Origin of the sequence: Bradyrhizobium centrosematis (assembly GCF_045571495.1) — a bacterium.
Taxonomy (GTDB): domain Bacteria; phylum Pseudomonadota; class Alphaproteobacteria; order Rhizobiales; family Xanthobacteraceae; genus Bradyrhizobium; species Bradyrhizobium centrosematis.
In genome coordinates this window covers 3,022,413-3,038,624 of sequence record NZ_CP120703.1, presented here as the reverse complement: position 1 = coordinate 3,038,624, position 16,212 = coordinate 3,022,413, and the positions used below count along the sequence as shown (strand labels likewise).

The window sequence follows — 16,212 nt, the reverse complement described above, 5'->3', positions numbered from 1 at the left end:
TGAGCGAAATGACCGAGACGACCAGGACAAAAGGCGTCAGCCGCCGCACGCTATTGAAGGGCACCGCGGGTCTCGCCGGGCTTGCCGCCGGCTCCGGCGCCATCACCGGCTTTCCCTACGTGAAGTCTGCAGATGCCAAGGTGCTGCGCTATCTCGGCACTGCCGTGAACGAGGGCGACGACATCTCCAAGCAGTGCCTGAAAGACACCGGCATCAAGATCGAATACATCACCGCGACCACCGACGACGTCACCAAGCGCGTGATGACCCAGCCGAACTCCTTCGACGTGCTCGACACCGAGTATTTCTCGCTGAAGAAGCTGGTGCCGTCGGGCAACATCCTTGCGCTCGATGCCAAGAAGATCAAGGAATTCGACAACATCACGCCCGTCTTCACCAAGGGCGAGACGCCCGGCGGCAAGAAGATCGGCGGCCAGGGCACCGCGCCCTGGAAGGTGCTCTATCTCGAGGGCAAGGACTCCAAGAAGTTCGCGACCTCGGCGACCGAATTCGTCACGCTGATCCCGACCGTCTACAACGCCGACACGCTCGGCATCCGTCCCGACCTGATCAAGCGGCCGATCAGCTCCTGGGCCGAGCTGCTCAACCCCGAATTCAAGGGCAAAGCCTCGATCCTCAACATCCCCTCGATCGGCATCATGGACGCCGCGATGGTCGTGGAAGCCACCGGCAAGTACAAATACGCCGACAAGGGCAACATGACCAAGGAAGAGATCGATCTCACCATGAAGGTGATGACCGAAGCCAAGAAGGCCGGCCAGTTCCGCGCCTTCTGGAAGGACTTCAACGAGAGCGTCAACCTGATGGCCTCGGGCGAGACCGTGATCCAGTCGATGTGGTCGCCCGCGGTGACCAAGGTTCGCTCGATGGGCATCCCCTGCACCTTCCAGCCGCTCAAGGAAGGCTATCGCTCCTGGGCCTCGGGCTTCTGCGTCTCCAAGGGCGTGTCGGGTGCCAAGCTCGAATGGGCCTATGAGTTCGTGAACTGGTTCTTGTCCGGCTATGCCGGTGCCTATCTCAACCGCCAGGGCTACTACTCCGCCGTGCTCTCCACCGCCAAGGCGCATATGGAGCCATACGAGTGGGCGTATTGGATGGAGGGCAAGCCGGCCGAGAAGGACATCAAGGCGCCCGACGGCTCGCTGCTGGAGAAGGCCGGCGCGGTGCGTGACGGCGGCTCGTACGAGGACCGCATGGGCGCCGTCGCGTGCTGGAACGCGGTGATGGACGAGAACGATTACATGGTCCGCAAGTGGAATGAGTTCATCGCGGCGTAACGGACATGTCGGAAGAGGTCCTGCAACAGGCATCCCCGGGCTTGATCCCGGGGTCGGGCACGGTGCGCGCGGCAAAGCCGACGCGCCTGTCACCATCCTTCATATCCTGGCTTCAGGCCGGGCCGATGATGCTGGTGTTTCTCGCCTTCTTCCTCATTCCGCTCGTCTTCGTCGTCATCGTCTCGTTCTGGGACTACAACGAATATCAGCTGCTGCCGGCCCTCTCCGGCCGCGGCTACACCGACACGTTCGAAGGCTGCATCGCGCAGCTTCCTGATCTCTGCACCATCGCCAAGACTTACCTGAAGACACTGAAGCTGTGCTTCCTGGTCTGGGCGATCACCCTCTTCATCGGCTTCTGGGTCGCCTATTTCCTCGCCTTCCACGTCAAGTCCAAGACCTGGCAGATGGGATTGTCGCTGCTCTGCACGATTCCGTTCTGGACCTCCAACGTGATCCGCATGATCGCCTGGATTCCGCTGCTCGGGCGCAATGGCCTCGTGAACTCCGGTCTCACCAAAGCGGGGCTGATCAATCACCCGATCGAGTGGCTGCTGTTCTCCGAATTCTCGGTGGTGCTGGCGCTGGTGCACCTCTTCACCTTCTTCATGGTGGTGCCGATCTTCAATTCGATGGTGCGCATCGACAAATCGCTGATCGAGGCCGCCTATGATGCCGGCGCGACCGGCTTCCAGACGCTGGTCAACGTCATCATACCGCTCGCCAAACCCGGCATCGTGATCGGCTCGATCTTCGTCATCACCATCGTGATGGGCGATTTCATTACCATCGGCGTGATGGGCGGCCAGCAGATCGCCGCCGCCGGCAAGATCATCGAGACGCGCGTCAATGCGCTGCAGTTCCCGGCCGCGGCAGCGAACGCGGTGATCCTGCTCGCCATCACCTTCCTGATCATCACCATGATGTCGCGCATCGTCGACATCAAGAAGGAGCTCTGAGCATGAAGGAAGGACGCCCGCGCTCGTTCTACGTGCTCGCGATCTTCTTCGCGGCCTATGTGCTGTTTCTCTACGGGCCGATGATCGCGATCTACGTGCTGTCGTTCCAGGGGCCGCAGGGCGGCCTCACCTTCCCGATGAACGGCGTATCGACCTTCTGGATCGCAAAGCTGTTCCAGGGCACCGGCATCGTCGATCTCGGCGCCGCCTTCCGCCGCTCGCTGCTGCTCGGAATCATCGTGATGATCGTCACCGTCGTGCTGTCGGTCGCCGCTGGCATGGCCTTCCGCCGAAAATTCAAGGCGCAGAGCATCCTGTTCTACTCGGCGATCGCCAGCCTGATCGTGCCCTCGATCATCACCTCGCTCGGCATCTCGCTCGAGTTCCGCATTATCGACGACCTGATCAAGGCGCATTGGAACGAGAATTTCGAGACCTCGATGGGCCTGCTGACGTCGGGCCTGGGGGCGCATCTGACCTGGACGCTGCCGTTCGGCCTGCTCATCATGTTCGCGATCTTCAATCGCTTCGACCCGCGCCTCGAGGAGGCCGCGCGCGATCTCGGCGCCACACCGTGGCAGACGTTCCGCCATGTCGTGCTGCCGATCATCCTGCCCTCCGTAATCGGCATCGGCCTGTTCGGCTTCACGCTGTCCTGGGACGAGCTTGCCCGTTCCAGTCAGGCGATCGGGGCGGTGAATACGTTGCCGCTCGAGCTGCAGGGCCTTACCACCACGGTGACGAACCCCGACATCTATGCGCTCGGCACCGTGATCTCGGCGGTCTCGTTCACGGTGATCACCCTTGCGCTCGGCACCATCCACATGCTCAACAAGCGGCAGGCGGCCAAGGGCTCGGACGCCGGCCAAGGACTCGTCTAATAGAGCGCTTCTCTGAGAAAGGACTTTGTCTGGATCGATGCGGCTGCACGTCGTCAATCCCAACACCACCGCATCCATGACGGTGAAGATCGCCGCCGCGGCACGCAGCGTCGCCCTGCCCGGCACGGTGATCGATGCGCGGCAGCCGACGATGGGCCCGGTCTCGATCGAGGGATTTTACGACGAAGCCTTCGCCGTGCCCGGCATGCTCGGCTGCATCCGCGAGGCCGATCGCGACGGCGCGGAGGCGCATATCATCGCCTGCTTCGACGACACCGGCTTGGATGCCGCCCGTGCGGTGGCGAAAGTGCCGGTGATCGGCATTGGCGAAGCCGGCTTCCACATGGCGAGCCTGATCGCGGCGCGCTTTGCCGCGGTGACGACACTCGGTGTCTCCATCGTGCCGATCGAACACAATCTGAAGAAGTACGGCCTCGCCGAGCGCTGCGTCCGCGTCCGCGCTGCCGAGGTGCCGGTGCTGGCACTGGAAGAGCGCAACACGGATGCGCTCGCGAAGATCTCGGCGGAGATCACCGCCGCCATCCGTGAGGACCGCACGGAGGCGATCGTGCTCGGCTGTGCCGGCATGGCCGACCTCGCAAGCGAGCTCGCCGCCGCGCACGGCCTGCCCGTGATCGACGGCGTCGCGGCAGCGGTGACGCTGGCGGAATCACTGGTGCGGCTGGGACTGAAGACCTCGCGTCTCGGCCCCTACGCGGCGCCGCGGCCGAAGACCTATTCCGGACCATTTTCGGTGTTTCAGCCCTGATTCCCGAGCCAGGGGCCGAGCCTCGGAGGCTCCAAGGCCCGCTAAGTACTGGTTTTTTTAGCCCCAGCCTCTTTTTGGTCCCATTCCTTGCCGAAACGTAGCGTTTTCGGGACGCCCCGGCCGCCTCTGGGCTGCCGGTCTTCGCCACTCACCAAGTTTCAATTTGGGTTTTGTGACCGATGATCGATCTCGCCCAGGACACACCTTCCATCCCCCGCCTTCGTCTCGGCGCCCAGCCCATCGCGCTGACCGCCGCAGCGCTCCTGCTCCTGATCGCGGGGGTCACCTCGATCGCGATCTGGCGTGCCTATACGGGTGCCGCACCTGAGACCGACCGGGTGGTGGCCTCGCGGCAGCTCCAGGCACGGACCGCCCAAGCCTCCGAGCAGCTCGTCGAGAAGACCAAGGGCCTGGAGGCGACCCAACAGGAGTCGATCGACCAGCTTCAGGTGGTGCAGGATCAGCTCCAGACCATGAAGCGGCTGATGGCAGCCCAGCAGGCCGATACCAAGCGCCTGTCCGAGCAGGTCGCGACGCTGAGCGAGTCCATCGACGGCCTGCGGCAGTCATTTGCCAGCGCACGGGCAACCGAGGTCGAAACACCCACAGTTACCCGCAGGAAACCGGCGCGGCATCGCGTCCACGCCAGCGCGCGCAAGGGCTCGCGCGGCTGAGCCGCTCACGAAACCGCGACTAATTTTTTCGACTTGTGAACTGGATCACATTCGCCCGTATGATTCCGAGCGATGCTGGCGATTACCGGATGGCGTGAGCCGATTTCAATGTCCGGGGCTGGCAAGGTCGTTGACGGTATACTGCGTCAACGGCCTTGTTTTTTGCCCGGTAAGTCCGGCGTGAAGGACGCTATTCGCAGACGTCCACGCGGCGGATACGCCAGCCTGCCGGCGTCATGACGCGCTTGCGCGCCACGTAGCAGCCGCCATAGCCATCATTGTCGTCGTAGCCGGTACCATAATAGTAGGGATCCCCATAATAGGGGTACCCATAGCCGTAGCCGTAGCCGTAGCCGTAATAGCCGCCGTACAAACCGGCGCCGGCGATGCCCGCCCCGATCGCGACGCCGGGCCAGAAGCCGCCGCCATGCCAATGGCCGCCATGGTGGCCCCAGCCGCCACCGCCGTGACCCCAGCCGCCGTGTCCCCAACCGCCATGCCCGAAGCCCCGCGCCTGTGCCACCTGCGGCACCGACAGCCCGACCACCGCGACGGCCAGCGCCGCCATCATCATCCTGCGTAACATCACTCGATCCTCTGCGCGGACACGCTCCACGCTTCAAAGTGGGATCAAGCTATCGCCACTTGGGCATTCCGGACAGCCACACTGCCTCACTTCCGCGCGAGCCTTCAACAGCCGCGGCAGATGCTCTTGAGCTTCTTGTCGAGCATACGATTCTCGGCGGCGACGGCCGCATCCGTCCCGCCGCCCGTGGCGGCGGCGCCTCCTCCGCCCGCCCCGGATGATTGAGCCGTGCCCAGGCTGTTGGTGCCGGGCGGCGGGGCCGGCGAATTGGCGACACCTCCAGCCGATCCCGCAGCGCCGCCGGCCGAACCGGCAGACCCGCCGGTCGCCTGCGCGAGGGCGACGGCCGGCAACGCCGCCGCGAGCACGAAGATCGGGATCATGGTCTTGAGTGAGCCGGTTGCACGCAATGCAGCCATCGGAAGTTCTCCTTTACCGGTCAACCGCCGCTGCGAAGTCCAGTTCCGGAACAAATGCCGGTCACGTCGGCTTGAAAGCCGAGGAGGCACATCACGATGACCGATCGGGATCCCTTTGCGGAGGGCGAACGCGCCGCGCGCGACAGCATTCCAAGGGAGGCCAATCCCTACGTCGACGGCAGCGATGAGCATGCGCTGTGGTCCGCCGGCCACGAGAAGGTCGCCGGCGCCATCGAAGCGAGCGAATCCGAAGGGCGCTGACGCGCCGCTCGGGTGGCGCAGGCCGGCGGTTATGCCGCCGCCACCATATTCTCGGTCCGGTCCTCGACCATGGTCACGAACATGTGGGACTCTTCGCCGGCGCCGCCGATCTGAACCCGGCGTGCGGAAATCACGCGGCGCCCGCGCGCCGGATTGTCGATGGTGTCGATGATCGGCTCGAGCTGCTGCTTTTGCGCGAGCAGCTGCTGGTCGCGCCGCTCGATGAGTTCGGCCGCCTCCGCCGAGAACAATTCCCGCGCGGTCTTGCCGATGAGTTCGCTGCGCGTCATGCCGATCATCTTCTCGGCGGCCTTGTTGACGAAGACGTAGCGCAAATTGCGCGCATCCTTGGCGATGATGCCCTCGGCGACGTTCTCGACGATGGTGGCAAGGAAGCGCTCCATCCGTTCGAGAAGGCGCTCGCGCTGACGCTGTTCGGTCACGTCCTCCTGCACCGAAACCCAGCCGCCGCCGTCCATCGGACGCTCGTAGATCTTGATGGTGCGGCCGTCGTTCAAGGCGATTTCGTACGCCGTCGGCTCGCGCCTGGCGATGCGGCCGAGAACCGCTGCGACATATTTCGCGACATCGCCATCGAACAGCCCGCTCTTGACCCGGTGCTGGAGGATTTCCTCGAGCGTCGATCCGGCCTGAATCGTGTCGGGCAGATTGTAGATCTTCCGGTAGTTCGCATTCATCGCCACCACATTGGCCTTGCTGTCGAGCATGATCAGGCCATGCGGCATGCTGTTGATCGCCGCCGAAAGTTGCCACTTCTTGGCCTGGTACTTGTCGTTGAACTGGTCGCGCTCGGTCATCGCCGCGTCGCGCGCCTGCGCGGTGCCGAGCTCGAGCTCCTCGAGCTCGAAGATGCGTGCCACCGCGTCGCGGAAGTTCTGCACGGCGCGCGCAAGACGCCCGATCTCGTCGTGGCGGCCGAGATGCGGCACCTCGCTCTTGACGTCGCCTTGCGCGATCCGGTCGGTCGCGAGCGTGATTTCGGACAGCGCGCCGACGACCAAGCTGCGCATGACGACGACGTTGAGCGCCGCCAGCATCAGGGCGGCAAGTCCGAGCGCGAACAGATAGGCAGCCGCATAGTGGTTCTCGTTGGCGAGCTCGTCTGCTTCGCTGGCGCGTTGCCTGTAGATCCGCTCGAGCGCCTCGATATCGCTGTTGAGCTCACTGCGCACGGTCCGGTTGGCTTCGTTGGCGCCCCATTCGCGCGCCGCCGCCGGGCTGATCTCCACTCCGCGCCGCACCAGCTCCTGGCGGAAGTCGCTGAACTGCATGATGCGCTGGCGGAAGCTCGCGAACAGTTCGGCGTCGTCGTCGCCGACGTTTTTCTGCATGCTCTTCACGGCCTCGGCGAGCTCGTGGTTGCGCCGTACCAGCCCGTCCGCAAACTGCTTCGCCGCGCTGCGATCGGCCGACATGTAGATACCGCGTGATTCCATCACGATGGCGTAGATCAGCGCATTGATGTGCCCAACGCCGATCGCCGCCTCCGCGGACGAGGCATGCATGTGACGATAGGTCGTCTGCAGCCGCACCGACTGGACCGACATCACCATGAGGAAGGTGGTGACGATCCCAAGGAAGGCGGCAATGCTGTACACCTTCTCGGCAACGGTGAGCGTGTCGGTGCCGCGCGCGAACCTGACAAACTTCTTCAATAATTTGGTTCCGGCACCGAAGCCGGAATCCAGCGCTCTCGCATCCATGGCGCCGCTCCTCCCGGTTGAAAACGCTCAAGGATAAGCGTGAGCGCGCTAGCGGAGGATTAAAGTACCAGCCTGTATTCTTACGGTGCGGAACCGTGGCTCAGACACCTTGGGCCGGCCGGCGGGCTTCTCAACCGATCCGCCTCAAGCCCTTCTTGAAACGCGGACCGTTGGCCACGTAGAACCTCGCCGCGCTTCCCATCTTCTGCACCTGGGCGTCGTCGAGCGTGCGGATCACGCGCGCCGGAGAGCCGATGATCAGGGAACGCTCGGGAAACTCCTTGCCCTCGGTGATGACGGAACCGGCGCCGACGATGCTGTTGCGGCCGATCTTGGCACCGTTCATCACGATCGAGCCCATGCCGATGAGCGCGCCCTCCTCGATGGTGCAGCCATGCAGGATGACGTTGTGGCCGACGGTGCAGTTCCTGCCGATGTGAAGCGGAAAGCCGAGATCGGTATGGCAGGTCGAGCCGTCCTGCACATTGGCGCCCTCGCCGATCTCGATCCACTCATTGTCGCCGCGCAGCACGGCGCCGAACCAGACGCTCGCACCCGGCTTCAGGCGCACGCGGCCAATCACGGTCGCGGTCTCCGCGATGAAATAATTGCCGTCGGCGGGAAGATCGGGCGCCTGCCCGTCGAGCTCGTAGATCGCCATGAAGGTCTCCTGTCAGGTCGACCTCAGCCATAGCGAAACGGCGGCGAAGAGGCAAAGGGCCGCGCGCGCCGGGCGTCAGCCCAGAACGCCGGCCGCGCGCAGCGTCATCAGAAAGAAGGTGCCGCTCATCATGCTCCAGAAGCCGGCGATCAGCGTCGCCATCATCACGAACTCGGCGCGGCGGCTTTCCACCCGCATGCCGCGCAGCGTGTTGCGCATGATGATGAAGGGCGCGGCAAACACCAGGAACGGCACCGCCGCGAAGGTCTTCGGCGCCACGCCGGCCTGCAGCAGGCCGAAGCCGGCGGGCCGCTGCGTGGCCGCCTGATATCCGTTCACGAGCGCCCCGGCGAGCGCGAAACCGATGCAGATCGAGAAGAGGGTATTGAGAGCTTCAGGTGTCATCGGAACGGTCCGCTCTTACGCAACGCCACCGCCTTCCTGTGACAAATCGTGCTGGTTAACGCTACATTATCCTTAAGGGAAGGTTAATGCCGCCGCCCCTCCTGCGCAGGGCCGTCTCTGCCTGCCGCAGGCGCGGAATGCTGCGCGAAATCGCCGCCGCATGGCATATTCGCCGCTGATTCGTCGGCCATCGGCCGACGTCCGGCTCGACTTCGCAAGCTCATGACGGTGTTCTCGGCAGCTCTTTTCAGGTCTCCCCGCATGCGCGCCCGGGCGCATGTCGTCCCGGTCGTGCTCGGCGGCATCGCCGCGGCGTGCGCGGCCGCGCTCGTCGCCTATTTGCTGTGGCCGACCTGGGGCACCGGCGGCGCCAACGCGCCGGACAAGCTGCCGGTGAGCGTCGGCGGCACGCTTTTCAACCTGCCAGTCAACGCAATCCGCATGAAGATCCAGCGGCACTCCGGACCGCAGGAGCGCATCGATCTCGACTTCCTCTATCCATCGCTCGAGCCGCCCGGTGCGCCGAAGCACGTCACCGCCGATACCGTGGAAGCGGCGGTGCAGACGATCGACCGCATCTTCCTGTCGATCGCGGCCCATCACGATGCGCTCTCGCCCGAGCAGCGAACGGCCACGATCTATCCGCGCTATCTCGACCCCGCCGCGGCCACGCCCGTGGACGGCCTGACGATGCGGATGTTTCGCACTGAGACCCCTTACGGCAGCGAGGACCTCTATTCCGCCGCAAGCCCGGCGCTGACGGCGCGCTGCACGCGCGATGCGGCGACCCCGGGCATGTGCCTCTCCGAGCGCCGCGTCGGCGGCGCCGACCTCACCTTCCGCTTTCCACGCAGCTGGCTGTCGCAATGGCGCGAGGTGGCGGAAGCGATGGACAGGCTGACGGCGCAATTGCGCGGTCCGAAGGGCTGAGCGTGGCCGTTCGGCCTGGCGTCCAAAGCAGAAACTGCGAAAACAACCCCATGCACAGTAGCCAAGCGCCTGTGATGTTTCGCCTTTTTCGAAGTCAATTTCGAGCGCAGGATGTCAACATGGGGCGCGGACGCAAGACGCGTCTCCTGTAGCCCGCAGCGCGCTGCGCATTCTTACAAGGAAGTCGAATGAGTGGCCGTGATGCTGCGGTCCATCATTGAGCCAACGGTCCGCGCATAGCGCGGCCCCGTTGGCTCGCAGCAATGACCCAGGAGAGACTATTCCTGATCGACGAGATCGTCCTCGAGGATCGCCATCTGGAACTGGAACGAACGATCATCGTCCTCGTCGTCGACGAACAGCACGCCGATGAATTCCTCGCCGATATAGACTTCGGCGGAATCGTCCTTCTTCGGCCGCGGCACGACGCGGATCTTGGGATTGCCGAATACGCGCTTCAGATACGCATCCAACTTTCTGACTTCTTTGACGTCCACGGCAAGTCTCCGATCGAAAATGGTCGGCGGGTTTTAGGACGAGACGCGACGAACCGCCAGCATGAATTGCCAATCAATTTGGGGACGGAAAGGGCCGGCAAATCCGGCCCTCTTGAGCATCGATGCAGGTCTCAAAGCCCCATGGCGTTGATCATCTGGTCCATGGTGCGCGACGGCTCGGCACAGCCGGCCTCGCCGACGATCTTGGCCGGTACGCCCGCAACCGTGACGTTGTGCGGCACAGGCTTGACCACGACCGAGCCGGCGGCGATGCGCGCGCAATGGCCGATCTCGATGTTGCCGAGGATTTTCGCGCCCGCGCCGATCAAGACGCCGTGACGGATCTTGGGATGGCGGTCCTCGTTCTCCTTGCCGGTGCCGCCAAGCGTGACGCCGTGCAGGATCGAGACGTCGTCCTCGATCACCGCCGTCTCGCCGCAGACGAAGCCGGTGGCGTGATCGAGGAAGATGCCGCGGCCGATGCGCGCGGCGGGATTGATGTCGGTCTGGAACACCGCGGAGGCGCGGCTCTGGAGATAATACGCAAAATCCTTGCGGCCCTTCAGATAGAGCCAGTGCGCCAGGCGATGGGTTTGGATCGCATGGAAGCCCTTGAAGTAGAGCAAGGGATCGATGAAGCGCGAGGTCGCGGGATCGCGGTCATAGACGGCCACGAGATCGGCGCGGAAGGCGTTGCCGATATCGGGATCGTCGCGCAGCGCGTCCATATAGGCCTGGCGCACCAAGTCGCCCGAGAGCGCGGAATGATCGAGCCGCTCGGCGACGCGGTGAACCACCGAATCCTCGAGGCGCCCGTGATGCAGCACCGACGAATAGATGAAGGTCGCAAGCTCGGGCTCGCGACGGACGATGTCCTCCGCTTCGCCCCGGATCCGGTCCCAGATCGGATCGAGCGATGCGAGCTTTCCTCCCGGATTGACCTGATGCACTGCCATGGATTTGCTCTTTGGAATTTGCTCTTTTGAGTGGGCTCGTTTGGCCGGCTCTATAGCATAGTCTAGGCGACAAAGTCCTGAGCGGCTTGCCTGAGAGTGAACTTCGGCTTGCCCCGCGAAAGCATAGTAAGACGTTGAAACACAAAAGTTTCTTCCGACGCCCCCACGCGGCAAGGTCGGCTCAAAATGGTCAGAGTTTTGCCAAATTCAAGCCGGGCGGCCTCAAACTATTGGTGAATTCTCTTTGAACCGCTATTGCGAGCATGGTCCAAGGCGAGGACGGGGACGGATTTGAGCATCACCACCGATCAATTGCGCGCACGCGCCGCGGGCTCTTTGTGGCTGCGTCTGGCGACGATGGCCCTGCCCCTCCTGATGATCGCGCCCGCGTTCTGGAACGGCTATCCGCTGTTGCAATGGGATACCGGCGGCTACCTGGCGCGCTGGTACGAGGGCTATCTCGTCCCCAGCCGCTCCACGGTGTTCGGGCTCTATCTGCATTATGGCGAGAGCTTTGGGTTCTGGATCAACCTCGCGGTCCAGTCGCTGGCGACGTTGTGGCTGCTGCAGCTCACCCTTCGCGTGCTCTCGCTGATGCAGACCTTCCGCTTCGTTGCGATCAGCCTTGTCCTGATCGTGTCGACCGCGCTGCCCTGGCTCGCGAGCATGCTGCTCACCGACATCTTCGCCGGGCTCTCGGTGCTGTCGCTGTTTCTCCTGGCGATCGGCGCGAACCGCATCTCGGCGCTCGAAAAAATCTCGCTGTTCGTCTTCACCGCCTTTGCCGCGGCAACCCACAGCGCCACGCTCGGCGTGCTGCTCGGTCTTTGCACCGCGGGCTGGATGGTACGGCCGCTTCTAAGGGATCGCCTTCCGCTGGCTGGATTGACCCAGGCGAGCCTCACGATCGTTGCAGGCGGCGTGATGCTGGTCTCGGCGAATTACGCGCTGTCCGGCAAGCTCGCCTGGACGCCCGGCGGTTACGGCGTCGCCTTCGGCCGCATGATGCAGGACGGCATCGTCGCGCGCTACCTCAACGACCACTGCCCACGCGAACGCTACAAGCTGTGCCCATATCGCAACGAGCTGCCGGCGACGGCAGACGAGTTCCTGTGGGGCCAGAGCATGTTCAACACGCTCGGCCGCTTCGATGGGCTCAACGACGAGATGGGTTACATCGTCGTGCAGTCGCTGAAGGATTATCCGGCCTGGCAGGCTGGCGCGGCGCTGCAGGCGATGGGCCAGCAATTGCTGCATGTCGCGACCGGCGAAGGCACCAATGGCTGGATCCCGCACACCTACGGCATCATCGAGCGCTACGTGCCTTCACAGGTCGCGCCGATGCGCGCGGCGCGGCAGCAGCACTGGGCCATCAATTTCGACGACGTCAACTGGCTGCATGTCCCGGTCGCGCTCGCCTCGATGCTGGGGCTGGTTGCGCTGCTCGCCCACGCGCTCGCAACCCGCCGGCTGGACGAACTGACGCTGCTCGCGGCGACGGTGACGCTGGCCCTGCTCGGCAACGCCTTCATCTGCGGCGTGATCTCGGGGCCGCATGATCGCTACGGCGCGCGGATGGTGTGGGTTGCGACGTTCGTCGTGCTGATCGCGCTGGCGCGGCGGTTTGGCGAGGACGCTAAAGGCTGAAGCGTCATTGCGCATGCCACCGCGGCAGCATGAGGATCGTCAACGGCCGGACTGGGACCAGTTTTCCGGTGCGCACGTTCGCGGGGCGAAGGCAATGTGCGCTGTTCGGCAGGCGGCGCGATCCTTAACCTGGGTTTAGCCGCGGCGTCTTACGGCTTGGTTTGGCTCGGCAACGGGAACGATGGCGGAAAGAGAGGATTGTGTCGTGAATCTTCCCAAGTGAGAGGACGACGCAATGCGTCCGAACCTGTTCGGCTCCTGCGCGGCAGTGCTGCTCTCGATCTCATCCGCTGTCCACGCGCAAACGGCGACAGATGACATCAAGGCCAAGGCGGAACGACTTGTCTCTCCTTTGATCGACACTCGCGACAACCGCCTGCAAGCGGTCGCCAAATTCGAACATCAGGTCACCGGTGTCACCGTCGCACCGGACGGCCGCATCTTCGTGAATTTCCCGCGCTGGACCGAGGATACGCCCGTTTCAGTGGCTGAGCTCATGCCGGACGGGACGACCAAGCCTTACCCGAATGAGGAGTGGAACAGCTGGCGCAACGCTCGGATGTCCGAGGTCTCGCCAAACGATCATTTCGTTTGCGTTCAAAGCGTTGTCGCGGACCAACGGGGATCGCTCTGGGTCGTGGATCCGGCAGCCCCAAATGCCGAGAAGACGATCAAGGGCGGGCCCAAGGTTGTCGAGATCGATCTAAAATCAAACAACGTGAAACGATCCTTCCCGATTCCTCCCGAGATAGCGGGTCCGGGCAGCTATCTGAACGACATCCGCATCGCACCCGATGGACAATTCGCCTACCTCACGGACTCCGGCTCACCCGGCGGTCTGATTGTTCTCAAGATCGAGTCAGGAGAGGCGTGGCGCGTGCTGAGCGACGATCCTTCAACCCAATTCGATCCGAGCGTCAATGTGATGAGCGATGGTCGGCCGGTGCGGCGGCCCGACGGACGGCAACCGCTCTTCAATGCGGATAGCCTGGCGCTGTCCAAAGATGGCAGCACACTGTATTGGCAAGCCCTGACCGGGAAAACCCTCTACCGCGTCCCCACATCCAGCATCCAGAATCCCGACGGGGCAAGTCGTGCGCGTCCCGAGAAGGTTGCCACGACCGAGCCGGTCGATGGACTCTGGATGGGCGAAAATGGCGAGATCTACCTCAGCTCGATCGCCAACAATGCAGTCAAGATCTTAAATCCGCAGAACGGCAGCATAAGGCAGCTCTTGACCGATTCGCGTCTGCGCTGGCCGGATACCTTTTCGCAAGGTCCCGACGGCCACGTCTATGTGACGGCGTCGCATATCCAGGATTCGCCCTGGTTCCACATGGCATGGACCGACAAGAACTTCACCTTGTTCAAGTTCATGCCGCGCGATTCCAGTGCGGCCGCGTCGGACGGCACTTCCACACGGAAGTAAGCGACGACTTGGGCCGCCGACTCAGCCGAGGAGGCCGATGGTGCGCTGGTTGGAGCCCGTATTGGGCACGTTGTTGATGGCCATCGTCCTTGCCGATGTCTTTCTCACGGTTCTCTACGCGCGCGCGGGCACCGGGATCATAAGCGACCGCCTCGCACGATTGGTGTGGCTCGCAATGCGCGGGGCTGCTTCCGGCCGCAATAATCATCTGCTTTCGTTCTGCGGACCGATCATCGTCGTCTCGTTGCTCCTGACCTGGTCGATTCTGCTCGCATTGGGAGCTGCACTGATTGCCCATCCCCTACTCGGGACGAGCATCACGAGCAGCAACCCGGACACGCCGACGGATTTCATGACCGCTCTATACGTCGCCGGAAGCAGCCTCTCGATCGTGGGCGGCAGCAACTTTGGACCGCAAAGCGGAGGAGCGAAGCTGCTGTTTCTTCTCAATTCGGTGATCGGAACGTCAGTCATATCGCTCACCATCACTTACCTGATGCAGATCTACGGCGCTCTGCGCAGCAGAAACTCGCTATGTCTCAAAATCCACGCGCTTTCCGGTGAAACCGGTGATGCTGCGGAGTTGCTCGCTCACCTCTTTGCGAACAACCAGCTCAGCGCGGGTTACAACAACCTCTCGGAGCTCGCTGCAGAGCTCACGGACGCGAAGGAAGCTCACCATTTCTACCCGATCCTGTTCTACTTCCGTTTCCCCGAGCCGTTTTACGCAGTGTCCAGGTCGTGGTTGATCGCGCTTGATGCAGTTTCGCTGATCAGAAGTGCGTTGCCGAAAGATGCGGAATGGCTGAAACAATCAGGAGCGGTCACGCAGATCTGGTCCTCCGCGCTATTGCTCCTTGCCACCCTCAACGACGTATTTCTGCAGAAACGCCCGTCGCGTGAAATCCTCGGGGCGGATCAGCAATTCTGGCCAGCACGGTTTGACAATGCGCGACAGCGGCTACAGGGCGCCGGAATTCGTGTAACCGACGATGTTCGACATTCGGTCCACTCGTACATGGAATTCAGAACCAGGTGGGACAGCCTTGTCCACCTGGTTGGCAATTCCATGGCTTACGCATCCGCGGAGATCGATCCAGCGATGCGGAGGACGCAAACGCCTATCTTTCTCTCGGAGCGACGAGAGGGCGAGGTTCCAAGTGGTTCGGATTAGGAATCCCTCGGCCCGTGGAGCAATGGGAGGGTTACCCGAAGAGAGTGGATGGCCCTGAAGCCAGATAGCCCGGGACAATAAGACGACGACCTCATCGCCTCAGACAACGCCACCTCACCCCCGCCGCGACAGAAAATCCAGCACGCCGTTCTTGTAGACCTTGTCGCCGACCGCGCGCATGTGGTCGCGGTTCGGAATGTCGAGCACTTCCGCACCCGGAATGATGGCGCCGAGCGCGCTGGCGCTTCCGGCGACGTCGTCGGTCGAGCCGACAGCGATCAGCACCGGCACGTCGATACGCGCGGCTTCGTCCCTGGTCATGAGGTCGCGCGTGCCGCGCAGGCAGGCGGCGAGCGCGCGATGATCGGAGCGGGTCTGGTCGGCGAACGCGCGGAAGGTACGGCCCACGGGATCGGTGACGTCATCCAGCGACGGCGCCTCCAGCGCCTTGGCGACGTTCTCGCCGGGCCCGGTGCCCTCGATCAGGCCGCCGATGCCGATGCCGCCAAGGATCGCCGAGCGCAGGCGCTGCGGCTCGTTGAGGCCGAGCCAGGCCGTCATCCGCCCGCCCATCGAATAGCCCATGATGTCGGCCTGCGGGATGGCGAGATGATCCATCAGCGCGAGCACGTCGCCGGCCATCACGGGAATCGAATATTGCGCGGGCTCGTAGAGCTTTGCGCTTTCGCCATGGCCGCGATTGTCGAGCGCGATGACGCGGCGGCCGCTCTTGCGCAGCTCCGAGACCCAGGTCGGATAGACCCAGTTCACGTTCTTGCTCGAGGCAAAGCCGTGCACCAGGATGATCGGATCGCCCTCGCCTTCGTCGAGATAGGCAATTTCAACGGCGCCGTTGTGAAAGCTCGGCATCATCAGTTCCGTGAGGTCTTGAGGGGGATAGGTCGATCTTAGAGCATGATCCGGAAAAGAGTGCAGCGCTTT

18 protein-coding genes are annotated in these 16,212 nt (G+C 63.3%); 10 read left to right on the top strand and 8 right to left on the bottom strand.

The window, feature by feature from the left end; all coding sequences use genetic code 11:
• Positions 1-8: 8 nt before the first annotated feature.
• The 5 genes from P6U31_RS14545 to P6U31_RS14525 all read left to right on the top strand — a co-directional run bounded on the left by P6U31_RS14545 (position 9) and on the right by P6U31_RS14525 (position 4,581).
• Entirely contained in the window at positions 9-1,298 is a 1,290-nt protein-coding gene (locus P6U31_RS14545) for a PotD/PotF family extracellular solute-binding protein (protein WP_407189115.1), read from the top strand.
• A 5-nt stretch (positions 1,299-1,303) separates the two neighbouring features.
• Positions 1,304-2,257 (top strand): ABC transporter permease, encoded by a 954-nt coding sequence (locus tag P6U31_RS14540; RefSeq protein WP_407189114.1) that lies wholly within the window; start codon positions 1,304-1,306, stop codon positions 2,255-2,257.
• A 2-nt stretch (positions 2,258-2,259) separates the two neighbouring features.
• The gene (locus P6U31_RS14535; RefSeq protein ID WP_407189113.1) at positions 2,260-3,138 is read left to right on the top strand and encodes an ABC transporter permease; all 879 of its coding nucleotides are present in this window, start codon (positions 2,260-2,262) and stop codon (positions 3,136-3,138) included.
• 37 nt (positions 3,139-3,175) lie between these two features.
• Positions 3,176-3,907 (top strand): aspartate/glutamate racemase family protein, encoded by a 732-nt coding sequence (locus tag P6U31_RS14530; RefSeq protein WP_407189850.1) that lies wholly within the window; start codon positions 3,176-3,178, stop codon positions 3,905-3,907.
• A gap of 179 nt (positions 3,908-4,086) precedes the next feature.
• Positions 4,087-4,581 carry a hypothetical protein gene (locus P6U31_RS14525; protein WP_407189112.1) on the top strand — a complete coding sequence of 165 codons (495 nt, stop codon included), beginning with the start codon at positions 4,087-4,089 and terminating at the stop codon, positions 4,579-4,581.
• Between the two features lie 190 nt (positions 4,582-4,771).
• Here P6U31_RS14525 and P6U31_RS14520 read toward each other — a convergent pair whose 3' ends face one another.
• Together P6U31_RS14520 and P6U31_RS14515 are read right to left on the bottom strand one after the other, a co-directional pair.
• Complete coding sequence (locus P6U31_RS14520; RefSeq protein ID WP_407189111.1) at positions 4,772-5,167, bottom strand: hypothetical protein; 396 nt, start codon at positions 5,165-5,167, stop codon at positions 4,772-4,774.
• 104 nt (positions 5,168-5,271) lie between these two features.
• Complete coding sequence (locus P6U31_RS14515; RefSeq protein WP_407189110.1) at positions 5,272-5,586, bottom strand: hypothetical protein; 315 nt, start codon at positions 5,584-5,586, stop codon at positions 5,272-5,274.
• 96 nt (positions 5,587-5,682) lie between these two features.
• On the opposite strand from P6U31_RS14515, the gene P6U31_RS14510 reads away from it, so the two are divergent.
• On the top strand, positions 5,683-5,847 hold the full coding sequence (locus P6U31_RS14510; RefSeq protein WP_407189109.1) for a hypothetical protein: 165 nt from the start codon (positions 5,683-5,685) through the stop codon (positions 5,845-5,847).
• A gap of 29 nt (positions 5,848-5,876) precedes the next feature.
• Here P6U31_RS14510 and P6U31_RS14505 read toward each other — a convergent pair whose 3' ends face one another.
• The 3 genes from P6U31_RS14505 to P6U31_RS14495 form a co-directional block, all read right to left on the bottom strand.
• Positions 5,877-7,571, bottom strand: a complete 1,695-nt coding sequence (locus P6U31_RS14505; protein ID WP_407189108.1) for a PAS-domain containing protein — start codon at positions 7,569-7,571, stop codon at positions 5,877-5,879.
• A gap of 130 nt (positions 7,572-7,701) precedes the next feature.
• A complete protein-coding gene (locus P6U31_RS14500; RefSeq protein WP_407189107.1) occupies positions 7,702-8,232 on the bottom strand; it encodes a gamma carbonic anhydrase family protein in 531 nt (176 codons plus the stop codon).
• 75 nt (positions 8,233-8,307) lie between these two features.
• Complete coding sequence (locus P6U31_RS14495) at positions 8,308-8,637, bottom strand: DUF6949 family protein (protein ID WP_407189106.1); 330 nt, start codon at positions 8,635-8,637, stop codon at positions 8,308-8,310.
• Between the two features lie 222 nt (positions 8,638-8,859).
• On the opposite strand from P6U31_RS14495, the gene P6U31_RS14490 reads away from it, so the two are divergent.
• Complete coding sequence (locus tag P6U31_RS14490; RefSeq protein WP_407189105.1) at positions 8,860-9,567, top strand: hypothetical protein; 708 nt, start codon at positions 8,860-8,862, stop codon at positions 9,565-9,567.
• A gap of 278 nt (positions 9,568-9,845) precedes the next feature.
• Here P6U31_RS14490 and P6U31_RS14485 read toward each other — a convergent pair whose 3' ends face one another.
• Complete coding sequence (locus tag P6U31_RS14485; RefSeq protein WP_007602550.1) at positions 9,846-10,064, bottom strand: DUF3126 family protein; 219 nt, start codon at positions 10,062-10,064, stop codon at positions 9,846-9,848.
• 131 nt (positions 10,065-10,195) lie between these two features.
• Positions 10,196-11,020, bottom strand: a complete 825-nt coding sequence (cysE, locus tag P6U31_RS14480) for a serine O-acetyltransferase (protein ID WP_407189104.1) — start codon at positions 11,018-11,020, stop codon at positions 10,196-10,198.
• A 291-nt stretch (positions 11,021-11,311) separates the two neighbouring features.
• On the opposite strand from cysE, the gene P6U31_RS14475 reads away from it, so the two are divergent.
• The 3 genes from P6U31_RS14475 (at position 11,312) to P6U31_RS14465 (ending at position 15,270) form a co-directional block, all read left to right on the top strand.
• A complete protein-coding gene (locus P6U31_RS14475; protein WP_407189103.1) occupies positions 11,312-12,667 on the top strand; it encodes a hypothetical protein in 1,356 nt (451 codons plus the stop codon).
• A 235-nt stretch (positions 12,668-12,902) separates the two neighbouring features.
• Positions 12,903-14,096: an L-dopachrome tautomerase-related protein gene (locus tag P6U31_RS14470; RefSeq protein ID WP_407189102.1), complete on the top strand. Its 1,194-nt coding sequence runs from the start codon at positions 12,903-12,905 to the stop codon at positions 14,094-14,096.
• Between the two features lie 37 nt (positions 14,097-14,133).
• Positions 14,134-15,270 (top strand): two pore domain potassium channel family protein, encoded by a 1,137-nt coding sequence (locus P6U31_RS14465; RefSeq protein ID WP_407189101.1) that lies wholly within the window; start codon positions 14,134-14,136, stop codon positions 15,268-15,270.
• Between the two features lie 114 nt (positions 15,271-15,384).
• On the opposite strand, the gene P6U31_RS14460 is transcribed toward P6U31_RS14465, so the two are convergent.
• The gene (locus P6U31_RS14460; RefSeq protein WP_407189100.1) at positions 15,385-16,140 is read right to left on the bottom strand and encodes an alpha/beta fold hydrolase; all 756 of its coding nucleotides are present in this window, start codon (positions 16,138-16,140) and stop codon (positions 15,385-15,387) included.
• Positions 16,141-16,212: the final 72 nt, after the last annotated feature.

Bases quoted from the DNA above. Each gene is read 5' to 3' on its own strand.
- P6U31_RS14545 (WP_407189115.1), top strand. From the start codon at position 9: ATGACCGAGACGACCAGGACAAAAGGCGTCAGCCGCCGCACGCTATTG.
- P6U31_RS14540 (WP_407189114.1), top strand. From the start codon at position 1,304: ATGTCGGAAGAGGTCCTGCAACAGGCATCCCCGGGCTTGATCCCGGGG.
- P6U31_RS14535 (WP_407189113.1), top strand. From the start codon at position 2,260: ATGAAGGAAGGACGCCCGCGCTCGTTCTACGTGCTCGCGATCTTCTTC.
- P6U31_RS14530 (WP_407189850.1), top strand. From the start codon at position 3,176: ATGCGGCTGCACGTCGTCAATCCCAACACCACCGCATCCATGACGGTG.
- P6U31_RS14525 (WP_407189112.1), top strand. From the start codon at position 4,087: ATGATCGATCTCGCCCAGGACACACCTTCCATCCCCCGCCTTCGTCTC.
- P6U31_RS14520 (WP_407189111.1), bottom strand. From the start codon at position 5,167: ATGTTACGCAGGATGATGATGGCGGCGCTGGCCGTCGCGGTGGTCGGG.
- P6U31_RS14515 (WP_407189110.1), bottom strand. From the start codon at position 5,586: ATGGCTGCATTGCGTGCAACCGGCTCACTCAAGACCATGATCCCGATC.
- P6U31_RS14510 (WP_407189109.1), top strand. From the start codon at position 5,683: ATGACCGATCGGGATCCCTTTGCGGAGGGCGAACGCGCCGCGCGCGAC.
- P6U31_RS14505 (WP_407189108.1), bottom strand. From the start codon at position 7,571: ATGGATGCGAGAGCGCTGGATTCCGGCTTCGGTGCCGGAACCAAATTA.
- P6U31_RS14500 (WP_407189107.1), bottom strand. From the start codon at position 8,232: ATGGCGATCTACGAGCTCGACGGGCAGGCGCCCGATCTTCCCGCCGAC.
- P6U31_RS14495 (WP_407189106.1), bottom strand. From the start codon at position 8,637: ATGACACCTGAAGCTCTCAATACCCTCTTCTCGATCTGCATCGGTTTC.
- P6U31_RS14490 (WP_407189105.1), top strand. From the start codon at position 8,860: ATGACGGTGTTCTCGGCAGCTCTTTTCAGGTCTCCCCGCATGCGCGCC.
- cysE (WP_407189104.1), bottom strand. From the start codon at position 11,020: ATGGCAGTGCATCAGGTCAATCCGGGAGGAAAGCTCGCATCGCTCGAT.
- P6U31_RS14470 (WP_407189102.1), top strand. From the start codon at position 12,903: ATGCGTCCGAACCTGTTCGGCTCCTGCGCGGCAGTGCTGCTCTCGATC.
- P6U31_RS14465 (WP_407189101.1), top strand. From the start codon at position 14,134: ATGGTGCGCTGGTTGGAGCCCGTATTGGGCACGTTGTTGATGGCCATC.
- P6U31_RS14460 (WP_407189100.1), bottom strand. From the start codon at position 16,140: ATGCCGAGCTTTCACAACGGCGCCGTTGAAATTGCCTATCTCGACGAA.